Raw genomic sequence first — 18,907 nt, forward strand, 5'->3', positions numbered from 1 at the left:
GCACTTCTTTTGAGGTGCTGCTTTTACTTTTTGAAATAGTCAAAACTTTATTATGATATCAACTTACCTTTTAGTTCAATTCAAATAAAGGGCTCTACTGAAGACATATCAATTATAAGCAATTACTTATCGTTTCTATATGATGCATCATACTTAGCTTTTTCGGTATACCTAAACCTGGGAAATGGTTGATATTGTGAAGATTAATATATTGTTGGAAACCTAGAGTATTTTGATCCAAACTTGGAGTTTGGTTTGCAAACTGAATCATGGTATCAAGAGCTTCTTGAAATTTACCTGCAGTATCACTTTGATTGTTTGGATTCGTTACTGACAAGCTATGCTTCACATACATATTTGAATTACTTTTTTCAATATAAGTAATGTGTAAAGCTACAACATAAGCTGGTCCGCCCTTAGTACTCCATACATTGCTAATGATTAAGTAATCTCCAAAACCTATTTGGTTTCGAACCAAAGGAAGATTATAAGTGGTATGAGCGTCGGAAAAAAACTGAGACATAGAACTATAATTTGCATTCTTATCTTTTGCTGGGAATGAGCTACTGATAATTACACAGTTAGGTAAAGAGTTTGTAAACTGATTAGAATATCTACTTTGGTCTATAATTAAATTTGCAATAGCTTTTGAAATAACAGAACTGGCATTGGATGGGATAATATCTTCCTGCAATATTAAGGAAAATTTTAGCTCATGACTGATAAGCTTATTTAAAAATATATTCACAGATGTAATATTCTGATTGTGTAAACGAATACAAGGGACGAACCTTACATTTTCTTGAGATAGAAGGCTGTATAGATGGTCAGGGTAGTCACTGGCTAACTGACCTACTTCTGGATTTACGATAATGTGAGGTATAATTTCCCCACTATTAAGAGCATTTATAGCATTTATAAGAGGCTTTGTACTGCGGTTGACAGGCTCAATAACTGGTTGAACCTTATCTATTTGTAGTCCGGTAATTACCTCTATTAAAGCAGATAATTCATTTTGCTTTCCTCTCATATATGGAAAATACATTGTTTCCTTCCTTGTTTAATAGACTATTTTCTAAAAGAGACGACGTAATATTAATTTTATCTCTTTTATTAATATTAAAACTTATCCCTAAGTTTTTCATTGATCTAGGTAATTTATTGATGAAGCTATCATCATTACGACGATACTTCTTTAACACCCTCTTAAACTCTCTATTCGCTTCTTCCTTTTCAAGATTACAAAAGATCTTCTTACATTCTCGAAACAGCTCTGTAGATGGAAAGTCAGGCTGCACTCCAGTAACTTCTCGAATAATGTCAGTATACTCTTCTTTTCTCAATGTATGGAACATAACATCCGCATTAAAAGAATTATTTTTTGGCGCAATAATCTTTCTACTTAAGCTATTACGATCATTGGATATGATAATACCAAATGTTGGGTTTTCAGAATGAATTTGAAGTATTGCATCAAGATGTAGCTCATGAGCTACAACATACGTTTGATCAAATGCTTGAACATATGAAGAGAGCTGATCAGAAAGCCTTTTTAATGAATCAAACTTTGTTTTTATTTCATAACAAGTTGAAGAACCATTTATAATCACGCAGTCTGCCTTATTTGACCCAACTCTAAGCTCACTGAGCATACTCGCAGTATTCATAGAATGAGTTCCAATCAAAATATTATTTGCGATAATATTTTTAACTACGTATTCATTTGGATAGTATTTACAAAGTAACTTATATGATTCGTCATATACTTCTTGTAGTGTATTGCAACTACTAAGTGTTGAAAAGTTAGAGATAACATCATAAATATTACTAAGATCGCCTTGAGCGACCTTGTTAATATTCGAACTTGTAAATATTTTCGCTAACTCTCTATAATTCATCTTTTAGCTCGCATTTCTAGTAGATTCATTAACATAGTAACTTTCAAAGGTTTCTATAATGGCAAATTGAGAAGTTAGAAACAATATTATATTGAATGCCGCTTGTAGTGTTTCGTTGTTACATTCTAGTCAATACTTTTATAGCGGTTAATATATACAAAAACATAGGTTTATGCCTTATCTATTCACACCTAGTTAGTCAACGTAAAAAAACATCCAACCAAGTTGAGTGTTTTTTTATCGCTTCTTACAGTCAGATCAAGGGTTAAAGCGCACTAATAGCCTGATTCAATTTTTGATTAAACGCCTCATCAGTGACAACGCCTGTCTCAACATCAAAGTTATCAAAAAAGTTTGGCAATGACAGTGCGCCTTTGACATCAGCTGCAAAGAACGGCGCTGAACCTTCTGCCGCAGCAAGCACGCTTTGAGCACCGCTAGGCCCTGGTGACGTGGCCAGCATAATCATTGGCTTGTCTTGATACACCTTCATGTCGATGCGTGATGCCCAGTCAAATAAGTTTTTATAAGCAGACGTATACGAGCCATTGTATTCAGCAAACGAGATGACAATCGCGTCCGCCTCACCAATCGCTTGATAAAAATCATGCGCGAAAGCAGGGATACCGCTTTCTTTTTCGCGCTCTTCGCTAAAGATTGGCATCTCAAGATCATGAATGTCGAGTAGAGTGACATTTACATTATCTATGGCATCATCGATTTGCGCCGCGCTATAGCGAGCCAATTTTTGATTGATTGAATTTCTGCTGTTGCTGGTACCAAAGGCTAGTACTTTCATTATAAAATCCTTATGATCGTTGTTATTTTTAATTTGTCGTGAGAGTAAAAAACGCGTTGCGGTTAGATGTGATGCGACACCACCACATATTATGATACGGACTGCGCTTTTAGCATGAAGGCGCTTGCGACTGCCAGCGCTAACGTGAAGCCCGCCATTACCAAATAAAAATGGCTATAAGCCAGTGCTGAGATAAGTGCAGACGTAACCAGTGGCGATACAAACTGTCCGATAAAAATGCTGCTTGTCAGTATACCTGACGCCAATCCCCGCTTGTCACTGGGGACAAACGCCAATCCTGTTACCATAAAATTTGGCATCACAAGGCCCATACAAACGCCCATGAGCGCACACCCAAAGGTGACCAAGCCAAAAGAGCTGGCCTGTGAGAGCACCAACATACCCACGCTCATGGCCATAAATCCTGCAAACGCCACACCATGACTATGAATCTTAGCGACAAGCTTGCCAAAAAAGACACCGGATATCGCTGCTGTAAGTGTGCCTGCACCCATAGCCAACCCAGCTTTACTTGGGTCTATAATACCGATATCAACCATAAAAAACGGTATTTGCGTCGGTAGAATATAAAAGACGACTAAGTGACAAAAAAGAAAAACAGCACAGCCTGCAAGGATTCGTTTCCAGCCACTATTCACATCGGTATCCTCTGGCGGTTGATTGTCTTTGGTATCGCTAGGTTTATTGTCTTTGATAGAGACAAACACCAACGGCACCAAAAAAATGGCGAGTCCATAAATATAAAAAGGCAAGCGTGCGCTAATACTGGCCAAATATCCTGCGGTGACGATAAATACGATGCCGCCAATATTAGAGAATGCTTGTTGCAATCCCATGAACTGACTGCGTTGTTGACCAGAAAAATAATCCGCTATCAAAGCCGTGATCGCGGTCATCAGACCAGCGACACAGATACCTAAGAGTGCGCGACTGATGAGGATAGCCTCCAGTCCTGCCAGCTTTGCGCCTGCTGCACCCGATATCGCAAACATGAGGGTTGAGAGAATAATCTGATTTCTACGACCGAACTTATCGGCGGTCCAGCCTAAGATAGGCGCAAAAATCACCACGAATAGTGCGGGTATCGGTAGCAGCATTTTTACCAAAAGCTCAGCAGAAGGCGTTCCCGAAAACTCGCTGGCCAAACCCGGTAGCGCAGGTGCAATGGTCGCATTGGACATCACGGTTAAAGTAGAAATCAAAAGCAAGCATAGTGAGCTTGATGCTAATACGTTAGCTTTCATGGATTGTTCTCTTTTAGTCGGCTATGTGTTCATATATTTGACTTGAACTCATATTAATTTGCACCTATTCTGCTACCTAAACCTAAGTTGAGGTCAAGCGAAAAATGCAAAAAAAACTCATTCCTGAATGGATATCGGTGGGTGTACTTAGTGAAAGGACAGGCGTATCGATATCAGCCTTACATTTCTACGAAAGAAAAGGGCTAATCAAAAGCCAAAGAAATGTCTCAAATCATCGGCAATATCCAAAGCACGTCATTCGTATCGTCTCTTTGATTCAAGTGGCGCAGCGTACGGGTTTTTCGCTAGAAGACATATTATTAGAACTCCAAGAATTGCCAAATCATACTCGCATTACCCTTGAAGATTGGGAGGCGCTGGGCGTCAGATGGCAAGGAGAGCTGGATCGCAAGATTGTACAATTGACAGAATTGAGAGACATGATGAGCGACTGCATCGGCTGTGGTTGCCTATCACTTGAGCGTTGTAAACTGCTCAATCCTTATGATGAATTGGGTGAAAAAGGCGCAGGGCCACAGCGGCTGACAGGATAAACACAGTCTTAATCAACAATGAGTCATGACCTAATACGCCAACCTTGCTACAGTAGAGTATTATCCATAATCAGACGGAAACCTTATGATAACTTGGCAGCTCAAGCCTTTCACTGAATTAACAACCATCCAACTGTACCAACTCCTTAAACTCAGAGTGGACGTGTTTGTGGTTGAACAAAAATGTCCATATCCTGAATTGGATGACAAAGATCATCAAAAGGACGTTTATCACTTGTTAGGTTATGACAATGACAAACTTGTCGCCTGCGTCCGTTTATTACCAAAAGGCGTGAGTTATCCATCCGTCAGTATTGGCCGTGTTGCTATCTCAGCCAATCATCGTAGCGGCGGTATTGGTCATCAACTGTTAGAAGAAGCCTTGAGAGCTTGTCAGTCTTTATGGCCCAATGAATCTATTGAGATTGGCGCGCAAGAGTATCTAGAAGCGTTTTATACACAACATGGCTTTGTCAAAACGTCAGACATGTATTTAGAAGATGACATTCCACATATTGATATGATTTTGGAAAAATAAATATTCCTCTATCGGTAACTGACTTACGCTATTTTTTATTGCTATTAATAGCTTTATCAAACATTCAGATTCAAAAAAGCCCACAATCACGTGGGCGTTTTTTATAACTATTTAACAATGTCTAAGGAAGGATTATTCCCACTCAATCGTCGCTGGTGGCTTGCTCGACACATCGTACGTCACGCGTGATACTTCCGCGATTTCATTCATGATGCGATTTGAGACTGTTTCAATCAGCTCATATGGCAGATGCGCAAAGCGCGCCGTCATAAAGTCTACTGTTTCAACCGCACGTAACGCAATGACCCATGCATAGCGGCGGCCATCGCCCACCACACCGACCGATTTGATTGGTTGGAATACAGCAAATGCCTGCGCGGTTTTTTCATACCAGCCTGAACGCTCAAGCTCTTGCATAAAGATCGCATCAGCCAAACGCAGGATATCAGCATATTCTTTTTTGACTTCGCCAAGGATACGCACGCCCAAACCTGGACCAGGGAACGGATGACGATAGATCATTTTTTCTGGTAAGCCTAAAGTGATACCCAATTTGCGCACTTCGTCTTTAAAGAGATCACGTAGCGGCTCGACCAACTCAAATGCCAAGTCGTCTGGTAATCCGCCAACATTGTGATGGCTCTTGATGACGTGAGCTTTGCCTTGATGTGACTTGGCAGACTCAATCACGTCTGGGTAAATCGTACCTTGTGCTAAGAACTCAACGACTTTACCATCGCTTTGCTCGCTCACTTCACGTGCGCTGTTGGCGAATACGTCGATGAAGGTTTTACCGATAATTTTGCGTTTCTTTTCTGGGTCAGACTCGCCTGCTAGCGCATCTAAGAACAAATCTTCGGCATCGACGCGAATCACTTTCACGCCCATGTTTTCGGCAAACACTTGCATGACTTGATCGCCTTCATGCAGACGCAAGAGACCATTATCAACAAACACGCAAGTCAGCTGATCGCCAATGGCTTTATGCAGAATGGCTGCGACCACTGAGCTGTCCACGCCGCCTGACAAACCAAGCAATACTTGCTTGTCACCAATTTGCTCTTTTAGCTGCGCCACACGCATATCGATGATGTTGTCTGGCGTCCACTCGCCTGCACACTCACAAATTTGATGCACAAAACGACTGAGTAGTGCTTGACCTTGCAGGGTATGCGTCACTTCAGGGTGGAACTGTAGACCATAATACTGCTTGTCATCATTGGCCATAATCGCAATTGGGCAGCTTGGTGTACTGGCGATGATATCGAAACCTTCTGGCGCTTCTATCACTTTATCACCGTGACTCATCCACACATTAAGCTTGGCTAACGATGCCTCACTCTTACTGTCCTCAATGCCTTCAGTCAAATGCGAATGACCTGTCACTTCAATAGTCGCTGCGCCAAACTCATGAATATCACTGGCATGAACCTGACCACCGAAGCGATCCGCCATCGCTTGCATGCCATAACAGATACCCAATACTGGCACATTTAACTCAAATACAGCGTCATTGATACGTGGACTATTTTCTGCATGTACGCTCTCAGGACCACCCGATAAGATAACGCCTTTTGCGCCAAATTCGGTGATGCGCTGGGTGTCGATATCATAAGGTAACATCTCACAAAACACGCCAGAATCGCGTACACGGCGAGCGATTAGCTGGCTATATTGTGAGCCAAAATCGAGAATTAAGATGCGATCTTCTTTAATGGTGGGAGTGGCAGCAGCAGTAGTCATAAATCGATATCCATCAATTGATAAATTGGTGCCCTATTTTAACAAGTTTAGGCCGCATCAGGGTTACTTCCTCAGCAAAATTTCGTGTTTCAAACACTTTATTAAGAAAAAACATTTTATAGTACTAACTATCTTCTATTTAGGCACTTCATGAGGCGGTCTTTTATTGCTAATAGTTTGCTCTTCTACTTTTAACCTAGAGAATAATTTTTAATGATCTTTACTATCAAGGTCAGGTACAACTGTGTTTGAGAACGATAGTCATTCCCTAATCCTGTATTTGCTTGAAACTTTTGCTTACAAAATAGCTTTTCTCATCCCTTAGTTTATGTAGGATTTGTTAACAATAAGCCCCGATTAGTAGTCGAATTTTGTTATATAACCGTGTACAGTAAAGAAGTGATTGCCAATAATATGAGCCATCAATATCCATTATTCCAAGCAAAAAAGTTTTGAATGCGGTAAATGGCTTATGTTTTGACATATCGCAGTAGGTTGGTTCGTTAATCGCAGGACAGCGTTTAGACCAATCTATTATCGTTCCTTTAAGTATGTGACCCGTAAGTGACCTAGTCCCACTACCTGCACTACTAGATGGTCAATTGTTAGATTACTCATGTCGGAGCGTCTTGATACCAAGTGCGCAATGATCTCTGTCAACATCCAACCAAACCACCGTAAAGCCATGACGGCTTTCTCAAAAGGATACAAATAATGAAAATGGAATTGTTATCGCCCTCAGCTCTCAAAATCAGCACCCTCGCCCTTGCAATCGCTGCCGCTTCTCTTAGTACCACCACCGTCATGGCGGCTGAATGTCAACTCAATGATGGCACTGTTGGAGGCGCAACCAGTAATGGTGTCACAGCACTCGCTTGTGGCAATGCCGCAGTCGCTGGTGGTGCTAACGACACCGTCGCTATCGGTAATGCCGCAAATGCCACTGGCAACTCTACAACTGCGGTCGGCGGCGAAGCCTTCACTGGAACCGTAGCAGCAGGCACTGATTTAAATGCAGGCGGTCTAGGCTCAACCTCTATTGGTTGGCAGTCAAAAGCGACAGGGGAGCGCGCACAAGCGTTCGGTCATTTAGCCGATGCCAGTGGCGTACGCGCAACTGCCGTTGGTGAAGCGGCAATGGCTGGCGGTAATAATGATACGGTTGCGGTCGGTAACCAAGCCAAAGCTGGTATGAATTCTGCCACTGCGGTCGGCGGTCAAGCCAACGCAGCGGGTCTAGGCTCAACCTCTATTGGTTGGCAATCAAAAGCAACAGGGGAACGCGCGCAAGCGTTTGGTCATTTGGCTGATGCCAGTGGCATGCGTGCCACTGCCGTTGGTGAAGCTGCCATGGCAAAAGGCGAGTCTTCTGTAGCGATTGGTAATATGGCAATGGCAGGTGGTTTAAATAGCATCGCTATCGGTAACAGCACAAAAGCGGCTAATCGAAATCAAGTCGTCTTAGGCAATGCTGGTCAAGTCAACGCTAGTACAGCATCGCAGTCGGGTACTGTCAAGATAGTAACCATTGATGAAAACGGCACGTTGGGTACGATGATGGTTGACTATTATAAGTCTGCTCAATAAGCCGATTATAAAAGTAGAGAGCATTCCTTTAATCGAAATCAATAAAACCCTGCAATGGCAGGGTTTTTTTATGGCTTTCATTCATCTAAAATAAAAGTAGTACCCAGCTCTCATGTTGGTATTATCAATGCTTGCTGCTGTTCTCTAACGCTTGATAAATACGATTTAACCCTTCTGTCAGTAGCGCTTTGGGACAAGCCACGTTGATACGCATTTTAAGATGCCCTTCCTGACCGTATTTGATCCCTGCATTTAACTCAACCTTGGCGGCTCTCAACGTGTCATAGAGCATTTGATCGTCTTTGGCATACGCAGAGCAATCCAGCCAAATCAGATAAGACGCTTCTGGACGCATGATTTTAATATCAGGTAAATACTCTTCTAAAAATCGCACGGTCAAATCAATATTGGCCTCAATATATTCAAGCGCTTGCGTGAGCCATGCGCCACCTTGCCCATACGCGCTACGCATCGCTGTATAAGCAAACAAATTCAGCTCATACTCATCGTTTAAGTGCTGCTGCTGACTGATTTTTTTGATTAGTCCCTCATCTTTAGCAAATATCATCGAGCCTTTGATACCAGCGATATTAAAGGTCTTGGTCATTGAGGTCAGACTCATGACATTGTGCTCATAACCTGTTGCGAGCGTTAATAAAGGCGTGAATGTGTGTCCGCTCAAGGTCAAATCTTGATGGATCTCATCGCTGACGATGGCGACATTGTATTTTTTACACAAGGTCAGAATCGCTTCAAGCTCTTCAGCCGTCCATACGCGCCCGCCCGGATTGTGCGGATTGCACAATAAATACAGCTTGACGTCATGCTGGGTGATTTTGGCTTCGATATCTGCCAAATCCAGACGATACTGTCCCTCAACGTCTTTGAGCGCTGAGGTCACAAGCGTGCGACTATTCTGTTCAACCTTACTCATAAACGGCGCATAAATGGGATCATTGATCAGTACCGCGTCCCCTACCTCGGTAAAGACATGCATCATCAGCGCCAAACTTGGCACCACCCCTGGGGAAAATAAGATGTTGTCTTTGTCCAGCTGCAAGTTATAACGACTGCGATGCCAGTCAATAATCGCCTCGTATAGTGCCTCGGTGGGTTTGGTATATCCCAATATGCCATACTGCGTGACTTGCTCAATCGACTGTAAAATAGGCGCAGCCGCTTTGAAGTCCATATCCGCCACCCATAGCGGAATTGTGTCATCGCTGTAGTGCCATTTGACCGATCCTGTATCCCGTCTGTCGATGACTTCATCAAAGTTGTATAACACTGGCCTCTCCTCACACAAAAATAATCTCTTAGGGTACAACATGAGCGCCGTCAGAACCAATCGCTTTATGGGTATATCGTCATCTCAAAATAAAATCGATAAATCAATCTTGATTCGCTATTGGTATAAATTTTACTTGCTTGCTGTGTCTGCGCTGACAGAGGCGGCGTAAAATGTATCCCAGCAGCTTTGTATCGCTTTTTAAAGTGAATTGACTATATCACCATGCTACTGAGACACCTCTCTTTTACCACGTTTGACACCTAGCACGACTGGCTCATAGTGAGGTACACTCAAAACATCAATCACGGAGACAGATGATGACCCTACCTGACCAAAAGCCGCCTAAGGATACGCACGCTTACGTCCTAACCAAGTCTGATATCGATAACACGCCCGAGACCAAACACGTCCATCAGTTCAATGAGCACGCCATTCGCCATACGGTTTCGCTCAGCGACATCGTCGGTCTCACGAAGTTTGGCTTGCACCTCGTACGCGTGGAAGCAGGCGATGAGACGACGACGCACCACTATCATGAGGAATCCGATGAGTTCATTTATGTGCTGTCAGGTGAGCTGTCGCTGCGCTATGGCGATGAGCATTATCAATTGCGTGCTGGTGACTTTGTGGGCTTCCCTGCACATGGCGCGGCGCACTCGATGCGTAATAACAGCAATGCCGATGCCACTTACTTGATGGGCGGTAGTAGGCCACCGATTGACATTACCTTGTATCCAGAAATTGACCGCAAAATGTACAACATTCATGGCAAAAAAGAGTATGTGGATTTTGAGGACTTGGGTAAGGTTTGAACTGTGTAGTAGAAAGTAGCCAATCCTGCCATCCGCTGTTATCTGCTTATCTAGGCGTGGCGAGGCTGAAACTCGCCTTAAAGCCCCTGATATATTAATTATTAAATTTACGAACTGTAGCGCTTATAATAAGAGCACACAAAAATAGTTGATAAAATATAAGCCATCATTTGAAAATTTAGTGATTTACATTTCATAAACTATATTATCGCTAACATACACTAATTAGAATATTATGGAGTAGTAATGGAATGTCAAAATTTAATATACCTGATGATCTTGAGTTAATGAGACAGAGAGCATTGTTAGTGTTAGGTGATGTTAAGCCTGCAACTAAAGAAACGAAAGCAGATAGAAATTTTTTATTCGAGGCTAAACGCACAGAAGCAGGAAGAGCGCTACCACCATATTATCTTGTCTATTTTCTCTTACATGATTTACTGAATTTTAGAAACTTAGGCAAATTTGAAAAGATCTCATGGTCAATTCCTATAGACTTTAAGGGCAAAGCCTTTCTAATCGAACACCGTAAATTTGGTGTTGGTGTGTTTGCAAGTAATTTAGAAACGGATGAGATAGATGCTCAAAAAATAGTAAGGAGTATTCAAAAAGGAATTAAAGTAGCTAAACCTTATTTTGAATGGCTAGCGTCTCAAGCTGTAGAGGATTCTAAACTAAGTGTTAGAAATAATAGTTCAGAACTATTTGCAAGATACAAATATTTAATAAGCTTATATAAAACCCAGCAACTAGAAGCTACCAAAAGAAAAGATGAGATTAACAAGCAAACTCAAAAAACATCTTATGGTGAAGCAACTATAATCCAATTCCCAACCGCAGAGTTTCGTCAAAATGCAAATTGGTTAGCCACTTCAGCAATTGAGGCATTTTTTAGTTGGACCGAACATCTATTTGTACATTTAAGTATTATTACGAAAAGTATAGGTAATGGAAAACAGGTAGCTAACCTAGTTGGAGCTGAATGGCAGGTAAAATACAAAAATGCAATAAATATTGATATTCCTCAAAATAAGATTTTTTTTGATGAGCTAATATTTATTAGACGACAACTTAGAAATTTTATTGCTCATGGGGCATTTGGTAAAAATGGCGAGACATTCATGTTTCATTCAAACATTGGTGCTATTCCTGTAATTATGCCTAATCAAGTAGGAAAAAATAAATTCTCACTGTTTGTTGATCTTTCATTTGATGAAGATGAAGTCATTTTATTGCTCGAAAATTTTATCAGTCACTTATGGCTATCTGAGCTTAAATCTGCCATGCATTATGTTATGGATAGTAGTTTACCTACGATTCTTACTCTAGCAAGTGACGGGGCATATGCTAGAGCAATGACTTCAACCGAAGACATGGAAAGCTTTATTAAACATCTATGTTATCAATTCGACCAATCAGCTAATATGGACTGGTAAATGTATGTATAAAAAATTCTTTGAGAATTAAAAACGATATTATTATTCAATCTTATTACAGACTATATTACTAGTATAATTAATTAGAAGAGTCTATATTTATGGCGATTTATGGTGCAGGTTCAAAATGGAATAACCAAGAAGTGAAAGGTGTTTTTTTTGAAGAAGGTAAGTTTATAATTGGCTGGAATGAAAATAATTCTAAAGATTTGTATGAGGCTGTTTCTCACCTCAAAGTAGGTGATATTATCTATCTTAAAGGTGTAAGCCCTAGATACATTCGAAATATAAAAGTTAAAGGCATAGGAATAGTAACAAAGAGCTTTATACAATGTTTGCAGTCTGGTGAATATGACAGTACTGATATATCAAACTGGAATAGCTTGTTTATCAGAGTCAATTGGTTACATCAGACAAGCTTCGAAATCAATATTCCTGAAGATGAAGGGAAATTAACAAATGTACGGCCAGCTACGTTTTATGAAGAGTACCTCCCATATGTTCAGAAGGAAATTATAGATATAATTGTAAATGGTTGAGCATAAAATTAAGCCTAATCAACTTATCGATATAATGGTTCAATTTTCGACAAATGAAAAGGTTGAGTTTAGTGTCTAAACCCTATCCTACTCCACACCTTTTACGTTCATCTGATCGACAATCGCTTCTAGCTCATAATAATTGGATAAGACTTGTACCTTATTCACTTTCCTTAATTTGACGGCTAACTCAATACTATCAAAGCGATTGTCATCAAACACGGCGTTATATATCTGCTGCAACATTCTCTTTTGGATAGCGAGGAACTCATCCCGATAAGGCATGGCTTTTAGCTTATGAATCGAAAAGAACAGCAACGCCAAAGGCACTAGCATCACATATTTATCCACTCCATTCTGCAATGGCAGTAACGGTATGCAAACCATCAGCACGGCAGGTATCACCCAAAGGGTAAAGCGCCATTTTTTTTCATAAAAACCGATTTTTTCTCTGACAGCAATATAATTTTTCAGCTCTACAAAGTGCTTCTTTGTAGCGATATTGATATAAAAATAATCTTCTCGTAAGCCATGTTTCAAGACTTGCCGTAAGCCAACATATTCTGGCCTATCAATGTTGAAGCGACCTTCCATAAAATCAAAAGGTAGCCAGCGCTGTAATTTTTTGCGCAAAATATCTGACAGGCCACCTTCTTTGTTAATGGATTTTAGGAACATGACCACTGACAAGCTGAGCATAAAAGTCAAAAACAGCAAAAATAATAGTAGATAAAAATGATCAGTCATAAGTGGTCGTTAGCCTTTGTGGCCCTTTTAGCATAGTAATAAAATCGTGCAATCTTAAAATATTAGCTTCATATATCACAAGCGATGGTTGCGCTACTTACCTTTAAACTCAGGTTCCCTTCTCTCAACCATCGCCATCGCACCCTCACGCGCGTCTTCTGAATAAAACAGATCTGGCAGATAGCTATGGATATTGGCCAATGCCGCGCCGATGCCGCTACGACTCACATCTTGTGCTGACGACAGTAGACTTTGCACACCAAGTGGGGCCGCTTGGCAGATCTCTTTGGCAATCGTGAGTGCGCGCTCGTATTCAGTGCCATTTTCGACCACTTCACTGATCAGATTGAGTCGATCCGCCGTTTGCGCGTTAAACGGCTTACCAGTAAGCAGATACGGCATGGCTTTTTGCCAGCCAGCGGCTTGTACAAACCTGACCGTCGCCCCACCAAACGGCATGATACCGCGCAGCACTTCCATTTGGGCAAAGTTGCAGTTGTCACTTGCGATGACCACATCACTATTAAGCATCAGCTCGATACCAGCGGTAAAGCAAGTGCCTTGTACCGCAACGACCACAGGTTTGCTGCGTAATTGACCACTGATGCCCCACGGATCGATTTGATCGTGATCAAACTCAAACGCGCCTTTGTCCCACTTATCTTGTAGCTCCATCAAATCCAGACCGGCGGTGAAGTGCTCGCCATGTGCGAAGATAAGCGCGCAGCGTAGGTCATTGTCATGCTCGTAATGGGTGAGTGCGTCGGATAATTGCTGAATCATATGGCTGTCAAACGCGTTGCGCTTACTGGCACGATTAAGACCAATTAGGCAGATGTGACCCTGCGTCTCGTAGGTGATGCGGTTGTCGGTATGGGTATTGCTGTCCGTCGTCATGACTGTATCCTTGTCAAAATTCACGTAATGGGTGAGGCAGTGATTCTCACTGTGTTTTTAATATAGCACCCTTGCTTTAGAACACAAGCAGCAACGCGTGGATTTATGACGGTCGTGGTTCATAAAGAGGCACGTGAATAGCGGTTGATATCCTTTGCGATAAGTGCAACTATTAGCCAATCAAGACGTCATTTAGAGCACTTTATGGAATTTTGGCACGGTTTTTTGCTTATCACCAGCGTTCACTTGCTCGCAGCTGCCTCGCCTGGCCCTGATTTTGTCTTGGTCTCGCAACAAACCTTAGCAAAGGGTCGGCGCACTGGCTTGATATGTAGTCTTGGCATCACGTTTGGCTTAGGCATACATGTCATTTATTCGGTGCTGGGACTGGCAACGATCATTGCCCATTCGCAGCCACTATTGACCGCGATTAAATGGCTAGGCGGTGGCTATCTGATTTATCTCGGTTGGCAAGGTATTAGGGCCAAACCCAAAAAACCATCTAATTTAGTCCATTCGGCAGATGCAGACGCGAGCGTTTCACAACCAGTACCGTCTCACCAGAATGTCGCGACCAAAAAGTCGTTTAACAGAGCAGAAAATACAGAAACTTCCTTTGCTATTTTACGTCGTGGCTTTTTTTGTAATGTGTTTAATCCAAAAGCGCCCGTGTATTTTGTTGCCATATTTACGCTGGTGTTATCGCCCGATATTCCGCTATGGCAGTTGGCTATCTATGGCGTGTGGATGATGGTGTTGCAGATGGCGTGGTTCAGCGCAGTCGTCATGTTGCTATCTATTCCTGCCATTCACCAAAGATTTCAGCGCTTCGAGCATTGGATAGACCGCGTCTTGGGATCAGCGATGATTGTATTGGGATTAAATCTTATTTTACGTAGCCGATAAGCCATCAGTTTTTTGTGAAATCTGCTAAACTGGTTGATTATATTCAGATATCAAAGCCCCACACTATGACAAGTCAGCCTTCAAACCAAAAACACAGAAATCGATCGCCTTCTACGGCTAAAAAACTCGGTCAGCTGCATCCGCGCAACCCGCATCAGGGTCGCTATGACTTTGCGGTATTGACCCGCGCTTTGCCTGAGCTTGCCGATCACACCATCACCAATCCAAAGGGTGAGCCGACGATTAATTTCTCTGACCACCAAGCCGTACGGGTCCTTAACAAGGCACTATTGGCGCACTATTATGGTGTTAAGTTTTGGGACATTCCTGAAGGCTACTTGTGTCCGCCCATCCCAGGACGCGCGGATTATATCCATTACATTGCCGATCTACTGGCGCAAACCACGCACGTCAATGACGATAATACACCGCCTACTGGTAAAGAGATCCATGCGCTCGATATTGGTACTGGTGCCAGTGCCATCTATCCCATCATCGGTAGCCAAAGCTACGGCTGGCGCTTTACCGCAAGTGACATCGATCCCGTTTCGGTCAACACAGCAGCGCTTATTTGCGAGGCCAACCCAAAGCTAAAAAGCGCGGTAAAAGTAAAGCTGCAACCTGAACCTAAGGTTATCTTTAAAAATATCATCGGTCGTCAAGATTACTTTGATGTGGTCGTGTGCAACCCACCTTTTCATGCGTCACTCGAAGAAGCGATGGAAGCCAATAGCCGTAAGCAGCATAACCTGCAACGACATCGCGGCAAAAATGAAAGCGAGCAAATAAGCCGTCATTCAACCAAATCAGGCAATGCGGCGCAAAACCTCAATTTTGGTGGTCAGCATAAAGAGCTTTGGAGTGAAGGCGGCGAGATTACTTTTTTGACAAAAATGGCAAAAGAGAGTCAAAACTTTGCAGAGCACGTTGGCTGGTTTACCACTTTGGTCTCAAAATCTGAAAACGTGAAACCGTTGCAGCTATTACTCAAACAATTGGATGTAGCTCAAATGCGCATTATTGAGATGAGTCAAGGTCAAAAAAACACGCGTGTTTTGGCATGGCGTTTCAATACTGACGAAGCGTAACTACTAAAAATACTCTTTGCCTAAGTTTCACGTGAAACAAAAAGTTGTAACTTATAAGTTATAAGCAAAGTTTCACGTGAAACAAAAAAATACCGCTTTTATGAAGAAAGCGGTATTTTTTATTTTAAATGCCAGTAAGCGATGCTTAGATGTCTAGATTAGACACCGTCAATGCATTCTCTTCGATGAAGATACGGCGCGGCTCAACATGATCACCCATTAAGCAAGTGAACATATGGTCAGCAGCGATAGCGTCTTCGATAGTGACACGCAGCATACGACGGTTTTCAGGATCCATTGTCGTATCCCACAGCTGATCAGCATTCATCTCCCCTAGCCCTTTGTAGCGCTGGATGGCTAAACCACGACGAGCATCGAGCATCATCTGCTGCCAGAGATAATCAAAATCACGGATGGGGATATCTTTGGTCGTGCCTGCACTGGCTTCACGGCGAATAAAGGCATCGTCTTCTAACAAGGTGTTCCACTCCGCAGACAAACGCAGTAGCTTGCTATACTCGCCTGAATTGATAAAACTAGAATCGAGCAGATAATGATGCGCCAACTGATGCACATAGACGGTGACACGTGGTAGCCACTGCGCTTTTGCAGATAGCGCCTCGTTACCAGTCTCCGTGTCTGAATCGGCTTTCTCTAGACTGGCCATGCCTGATGTCATACCCAGCAAATCTGCGGCAGCGGCATCCATGTTCTCAGGCTGAGGCGCATGAATATTGACCAATTCAATCTCAGGACTTAGATCACTACCAAACGCATCAAGTTGAGTCTGCATGGCGTCTTTCCAAGCCTGCATGGCAGACTTGTCATAAGTCATGTCTGTACTAAGCTTCGGTGTATGCGTTAAGGCATCCAAAATCACCGCTGGGAAACGAATCTGCAAGCGCGCTTTAATCAGCTGCGTTTGGTTATAGTCATTTAAAAGTGTTTCGAGCGCCTGACCAGTAATCGCAGGGGCATCAGCACTGATATGTAGCTTAGTATTGTCAATAGTCGATGACAACAAGTAGGCTTTAAGCGCTTCATCGTCTTTTAGGTACAGCTCTTGACGACCTTTTTTCACTTTATAAAGCGGTGGCTGTGCAATATAAACATAACCACGCTCGATCAGCTCAGGCGTTTGACGGAAGAAGAAGGTCAATAGCAAGGTACGAATGTGTGAACCATCCACATCGGCATCGGTCATGATGATGATTTTATGGTAGCGGACTTTATCAGGGTTGTATTCATCAGGGCCAATACCGCACCCAAGCGCAGTAATCAAGTTACCCACTTCAGCAGACGATAACATCTTATCAAAACGGGCACGCTCTACGTTTAGGATTTTGCCTTTTAGGGGTAAGATAGCCTGAGTTTTACGGCTACGGCCTTGTTTGGCTGACCCACCTGCTGAGTCACCCTCCACAATGTATAGCTCTGACAATGCCGGATCTTTTTCTTGGCAATCCGCCAATTTACCTGGCAGCCCTGCAATATCTAATGTGGTCTTGCGGCGCGTCATCTCACGCGCTTTGCGAGCTGCATCACGAGCGCGAGCCGCATCAAGAATCTTATTAGCAATCGCTTTACCCGCACTTGGGTTTTCTAACAAGTAGTCATTGAACTTATCGCTCATCGCCGATTCAACCGCCGATTTTACTTCGCTCGACACCAGCTTGTCTTTGGTCTGACTTGAAAATTTTGGATCAGGGACTTTGACAGACACGATGGCGGTCAATCCTTCACGCGCATCATCGCCAGTCGCGACGACCTTCTCTTTTTTGAACAAGTTTTCACGATCTATATAGCTGTTTAGACCGCGTGTTAGTGCAGATCTGAAACCTGATAGATGCGTACCACCATCGCGCTGTGGAATGTTGTTTGTGAAACACAACACTTTTTCGTTATAAGTGTCTGTCCACTGCAGCGCGACTTCGACACTGATGCCATCATCTTGTTCACTGTTGAAATGAAACACTTCATTGACGCCATCTTTGCCAGCATTGATATAGCTGACAAACTCTAATAGACCGCCTTTATGCTCGAACTCGTGACGCTTATCGATGCGCTCGTCGGTCAAAACAATACGCACGCCTGAGTTTAGGAACGACAGCTCACGCAAACGCTTGGCCAAAATATCGTACTCGAAGATAGTACCCGTAAAGACGTCAGCACTTGGGTAAAAACGAATCTGCGTACCCGTTTTGTCCGTGGCTTCCATCTGCTGGATATCTGCGTCTGGCACACCATCAGTGTAAGTTTGATGATAATGATAGCCTTCACGCCAGATGTTCATCTCAAGCTTTTTCGACAAGGCATTAACAACCGATACCCCAACGCCGTGTAGGCCACCTGATACTTTATAGCTGTTATCATCGAACTTACCACCAGCATGAAGAACTGTCATGATGACCTGTGCTGCTGACACGCCTTCTTCTGGATGGACATCGACGGGCACGCCGCGACCATTGTCCATCACACTAACCGATTCGTCTTCATGGATAATGATGTCAATTTGATCGCAATGACCAGCAAGCGCCTCATCGATAGAGTTGTCCACTACCTCAAAGACCATGTGATGGAGACCAGTACCATCATCCGTATCACCGATATACATACCAGGGCGCACGCGTACTGCTTCTAAGCCACGCAATACACGAATATCTTTGGAGCTATAATCAGAGGGTAATCCTTCAGAAACCGCAGCTGGTGCAGTCGTTTCGGCAACGCTGTCTGATGTCAGTTGCTGGTGCTCTGTAGGTAATGAATCACTCATGTGCATTCCTTAATCTAGCCATAATCAGCCGTCT

Annotated in this window: 18 protein-coding genes; 9 read left to right on the forward strand and 9 right to left on the reverse strand. The window is 42.8% G+C overall.

Going from position 1 to position 18,907, the window contains the following annotated elements; translation table 11 throughout:
• Nucleotides 1-112 precede the first annotated feature (112 nt).
• The 4 genes from FW759_RS10590 to FW759_RS10605 all read right to left on the reverse strand — a co-directional run bounded on the left by FW759_RS10590 (nucleotide 113) and on the right by FW759_RS10605 (nucleotide 3,962).
• A complete protein-coding gene (locus FW759_RS10590; protein ID WP_446442974.1) occupies nucleotides 113-1,045 on the reverse strand; it encodes a sce7725 family protein in 933 nt (310 codons plus the stop codon).
• Complete coding sequence (locus FW759_RS10595; protein ID WP_443570714.1) at nucleotides 1,011-1,898, reverse strand: sce7726 family protein; 888 nt, start codon at nucleotides 1,896-1,898, stop codon at nucleotides 1,011-1,013. The genes FW759_RS10590 and FW759_RS10595 overlap by 35 nt, the downstream gene beginning before the upstream one ends.
• A 265-nt stretch (nucleotides 1,899-2,163) precedes the next feature.
• Nucleotides 2,164-2,697 carry an NADPH-dependent FMN reductase gene (locus FW759_RS10600; protein ID WP_443570715.1) on the reverse strand — a complete coding sequence of 178 codons (534 nt, stop codon included), beginning with the start codon at nucleotides 2,695-2,697 and terminating at the stop codon, nucleotides 2,164-2,166.
• An 89-nt stretch (nucleotides 2,698-2,786) separates the two neighbouring features.
• Nucleotides 2,787-3,962 (reverse strand): MFS transporter, encoded by a 1,176-nt coding sequence (locus FW759_RS10605; RefSeq protein WP_446442975.1) that lies wholly within the window; start codon nucleotides 3,960-3,962, stop codon nucleotides 2,787-2,789.
• A 104-nt stretch (nucleotides 3,963-4,066) separates the two neighbouring features.
• Here FW759_RS10605 and soxR point away from each other — a divergent pair, with 104 nt between their 5' ends.
• Complete coding sequence (gene soxR / locus FW759_RS10610) at nucleotides 4,067-4,516, forward strand: redox-sensitive transcriptional activator SoxR (RefSeq protein ID WP_131395820.1); 450 nt, start codon at nucleotides 4,067-4,069, stop codon at nucleotides 4,514-4,516.
• Between the two features lie 85 nt (nucleotides 4,517-4,601).
• Nucleotides 4,602-5,054, forward strand: coding sequence for a GNAT family N-acetyltransferase (locus tag FW759_RS10615; RefSeq protein WP_446442976.1), 453 nt, complete (start codon nucleotides 4,602-4,604; stop codon nucleotides 5,052-5,054).
• Nucleotides 5,055-5,186: 132 nt separating this feature from the next.
• Here FW759_RS10615 and guaA read toward each other — a convergent pair whose 3' ends face one another.
• On the reverse strand, nucleotides 5,187-6,797 hold the full coding sequence (gene guaA, locus FW759_RS10620; RefSeq protein ID WP_131395816.1) for a glutamine-hydrolyzing GMP synthase: 1,611 nt from the start codon (nucleotides 6,795-6,797) through the stop codon (nucleotides 5,187-5,189).
• Between the two features lie 714 nt (nucleotides 6,798-7,511).
• On the opposite strand from guaA, the gene FW759_RS10625 reads away from it, so the two are divergent.
• Nucleotides 7,512-8,384, forward strand: coding sequence for a hypothetical protein (locus FW759_RS10625; RefSeq protein WP_446442977.1), 873 nt, complete (start codon nucleotides 7,512-7,514; stop codon nucleotides 8,382-8,384).
• Between the two features lie 124 nt (nucleotides 8,385-8,508).
• On the opposite strand, the gene FW759_RS10630 is transcribed toward FW759_RS10625, so the two are convergent.
• Nucleotides 8,509-9,672: a MalY/PatB family protein gene (locus FW759_RS10630; RefSeq protein ID WP_446442978.1), complete on the reverse strand. Its 1,164-nt coding sequence runs from the start codon at nucleotides 9,670-9,672 to the stop codon at nucleotides 8,509-8,511.
• 40 nt (nucleotides 9,673-9,712) lie between these two features.
• Here FW759_RS10630 and FW759_RS10635 point away from each other — a divergent pair, with 40 nt between their 5' ends.
• The 4 genes from FW759_RS10635 (at nucleotide 9,713) to FW759_RS10650 (ending at nucleotide 12,462) form a co-directional block, all read left to right on the forward strand.
• Nucleotides 9,713-9,844, forward strand: a complete 132-nt coding sequence (locus FW759_RS10635) for a hypothetical protein (protein WP_446442979.1) — start codon at nucleotides 9,713-9,715, stop codon at nucleotides 9,842-9,844.
• A gap of 145 nt (nucleotides 9,845-9,989) precedes the next feature.
• Nucleotides 9,990-10,487 (forward strand): cupin domain-containing protein, encoded by a 498-nt coding sequence (locus FW759_RS10640; RefSeq protein WP_062843460.1) that lies wholly within the window; start codon nucleotides 9,990-9,992, stop codon nucleotides 10,485-10,487.
• 251 nt (nucleotides 10,488-10,738) lie between these two features.
• Nucleotides 10,739-11,923, forward strand: coding sequence for a hypothetical protein (locus tag FW759_RS10645; RefSeq protein WP_446442980.1), 1,185 nt, complete (start codon nucleotides 10,739-10,741; stop codon nucleotides 11,921-11,923).
• 101 nt (nucleotides 11,924-12,024) lie between these two features.
• Entirely contained in the window at nucleotides 12,025-12,462 is a 438-nt protein-coding gene (locus FW759_RS10650; RefSeq protein ID WP_062843458.1) for a hypothetical protein, read from the forward strand.
• Nucleotides 12,463-12,549: 87 nt separating this feature from the next.
• On the opposite strand, the gene FW759_RS10655 is transcribed toward FW759_RS10650, so the two are convergent.
• Together FW759_RS10655 and FW759_RS10660 are read right to left on the reverse strand one after the other, a co-directional pair.
• On the reverse strand, nucleotides 12,550-13,209 hold the full coding sequence (locus FW759_RS10655; protein ID WP_446442981.1) for a hypothetical protein: 660 nt from the start codon (nucleotides 13,207-13,209) through the stop codon (nucleotides 12,550-12,552).
• Nucleotides 13,210-13,302: 93 nt separating this feature from the next.
• Nucleotides 13,303-14,106: a crotonase/enoyl-CoA hydratase family protein gene (locus FW759_RS10660; RefSeq protein ID WP_062843456.1), complete on the reverse strand. Its 804-nt coding sequence runs from the start codon at nucleotides 14,104-14,106 to the stop codon at nucleotides 13,303-13,305.
• A 204-nt stretch (nucleotides 14,107-14,310) separates the two neighbouring features.
• Here FW759_RS10660 and FW759_RS10665 point away from each other — a divergent pair, with 204 nt between their 5' ends.
• Together FW759_RS10665 and rlmF are read left to right on the forward strand one after the other, a co-directional pair.
• Nucleotides 14,311-15,012 (forward strand): LysE family transporter, encoded by a 702-nt coding sequence (locus tag FW759_RS10665; protein WP_131395803.1) that lies wholly within the window; start codon nucleotides 14,311-14,313, stop codon nucleotides 15,010-15,012.
• 65 nt (nucleotides 15,013-15,077) lie between these two features.
• Nucleotides 15,078-16,100 carry a 23S rRNA (adenine(1618)-N(6))-methyltransferase RlmF gene (gene rlmF, locus FW759_RS10670; RefSeq protein WP_131395801.1) on the forward strand — a complete coding sequence of 341 codons (1,023 nt, stop codon included), beginning with the start codon at nucleotides 15,078-15,080 and terminating at the stop codon, nucleotides 16,098-16,100.
• A 145-nt stretch (nucleotides 16,101-16,245) separates the two neighbouring features.
• Here the strand turns inward: rlmF and gyrB are convergent, their stop codons facing one another.
• Entirely contained in the window at nucleotides 16,246-18,873 is a 2,628-nt protein-coding gene (gene gyrB / locus FW759_RS10675) for a DNA topoisomerase (ATP-hydrolyzing) subunit B (protein WP_446442982.1), read from the reverse strand.
• Nucleotides 18,874-18,907 lie beyond the last annotated feature (34 nt).

Source organism: Psychrobacter sp. 1176_08, assembly GCF_052850615.1.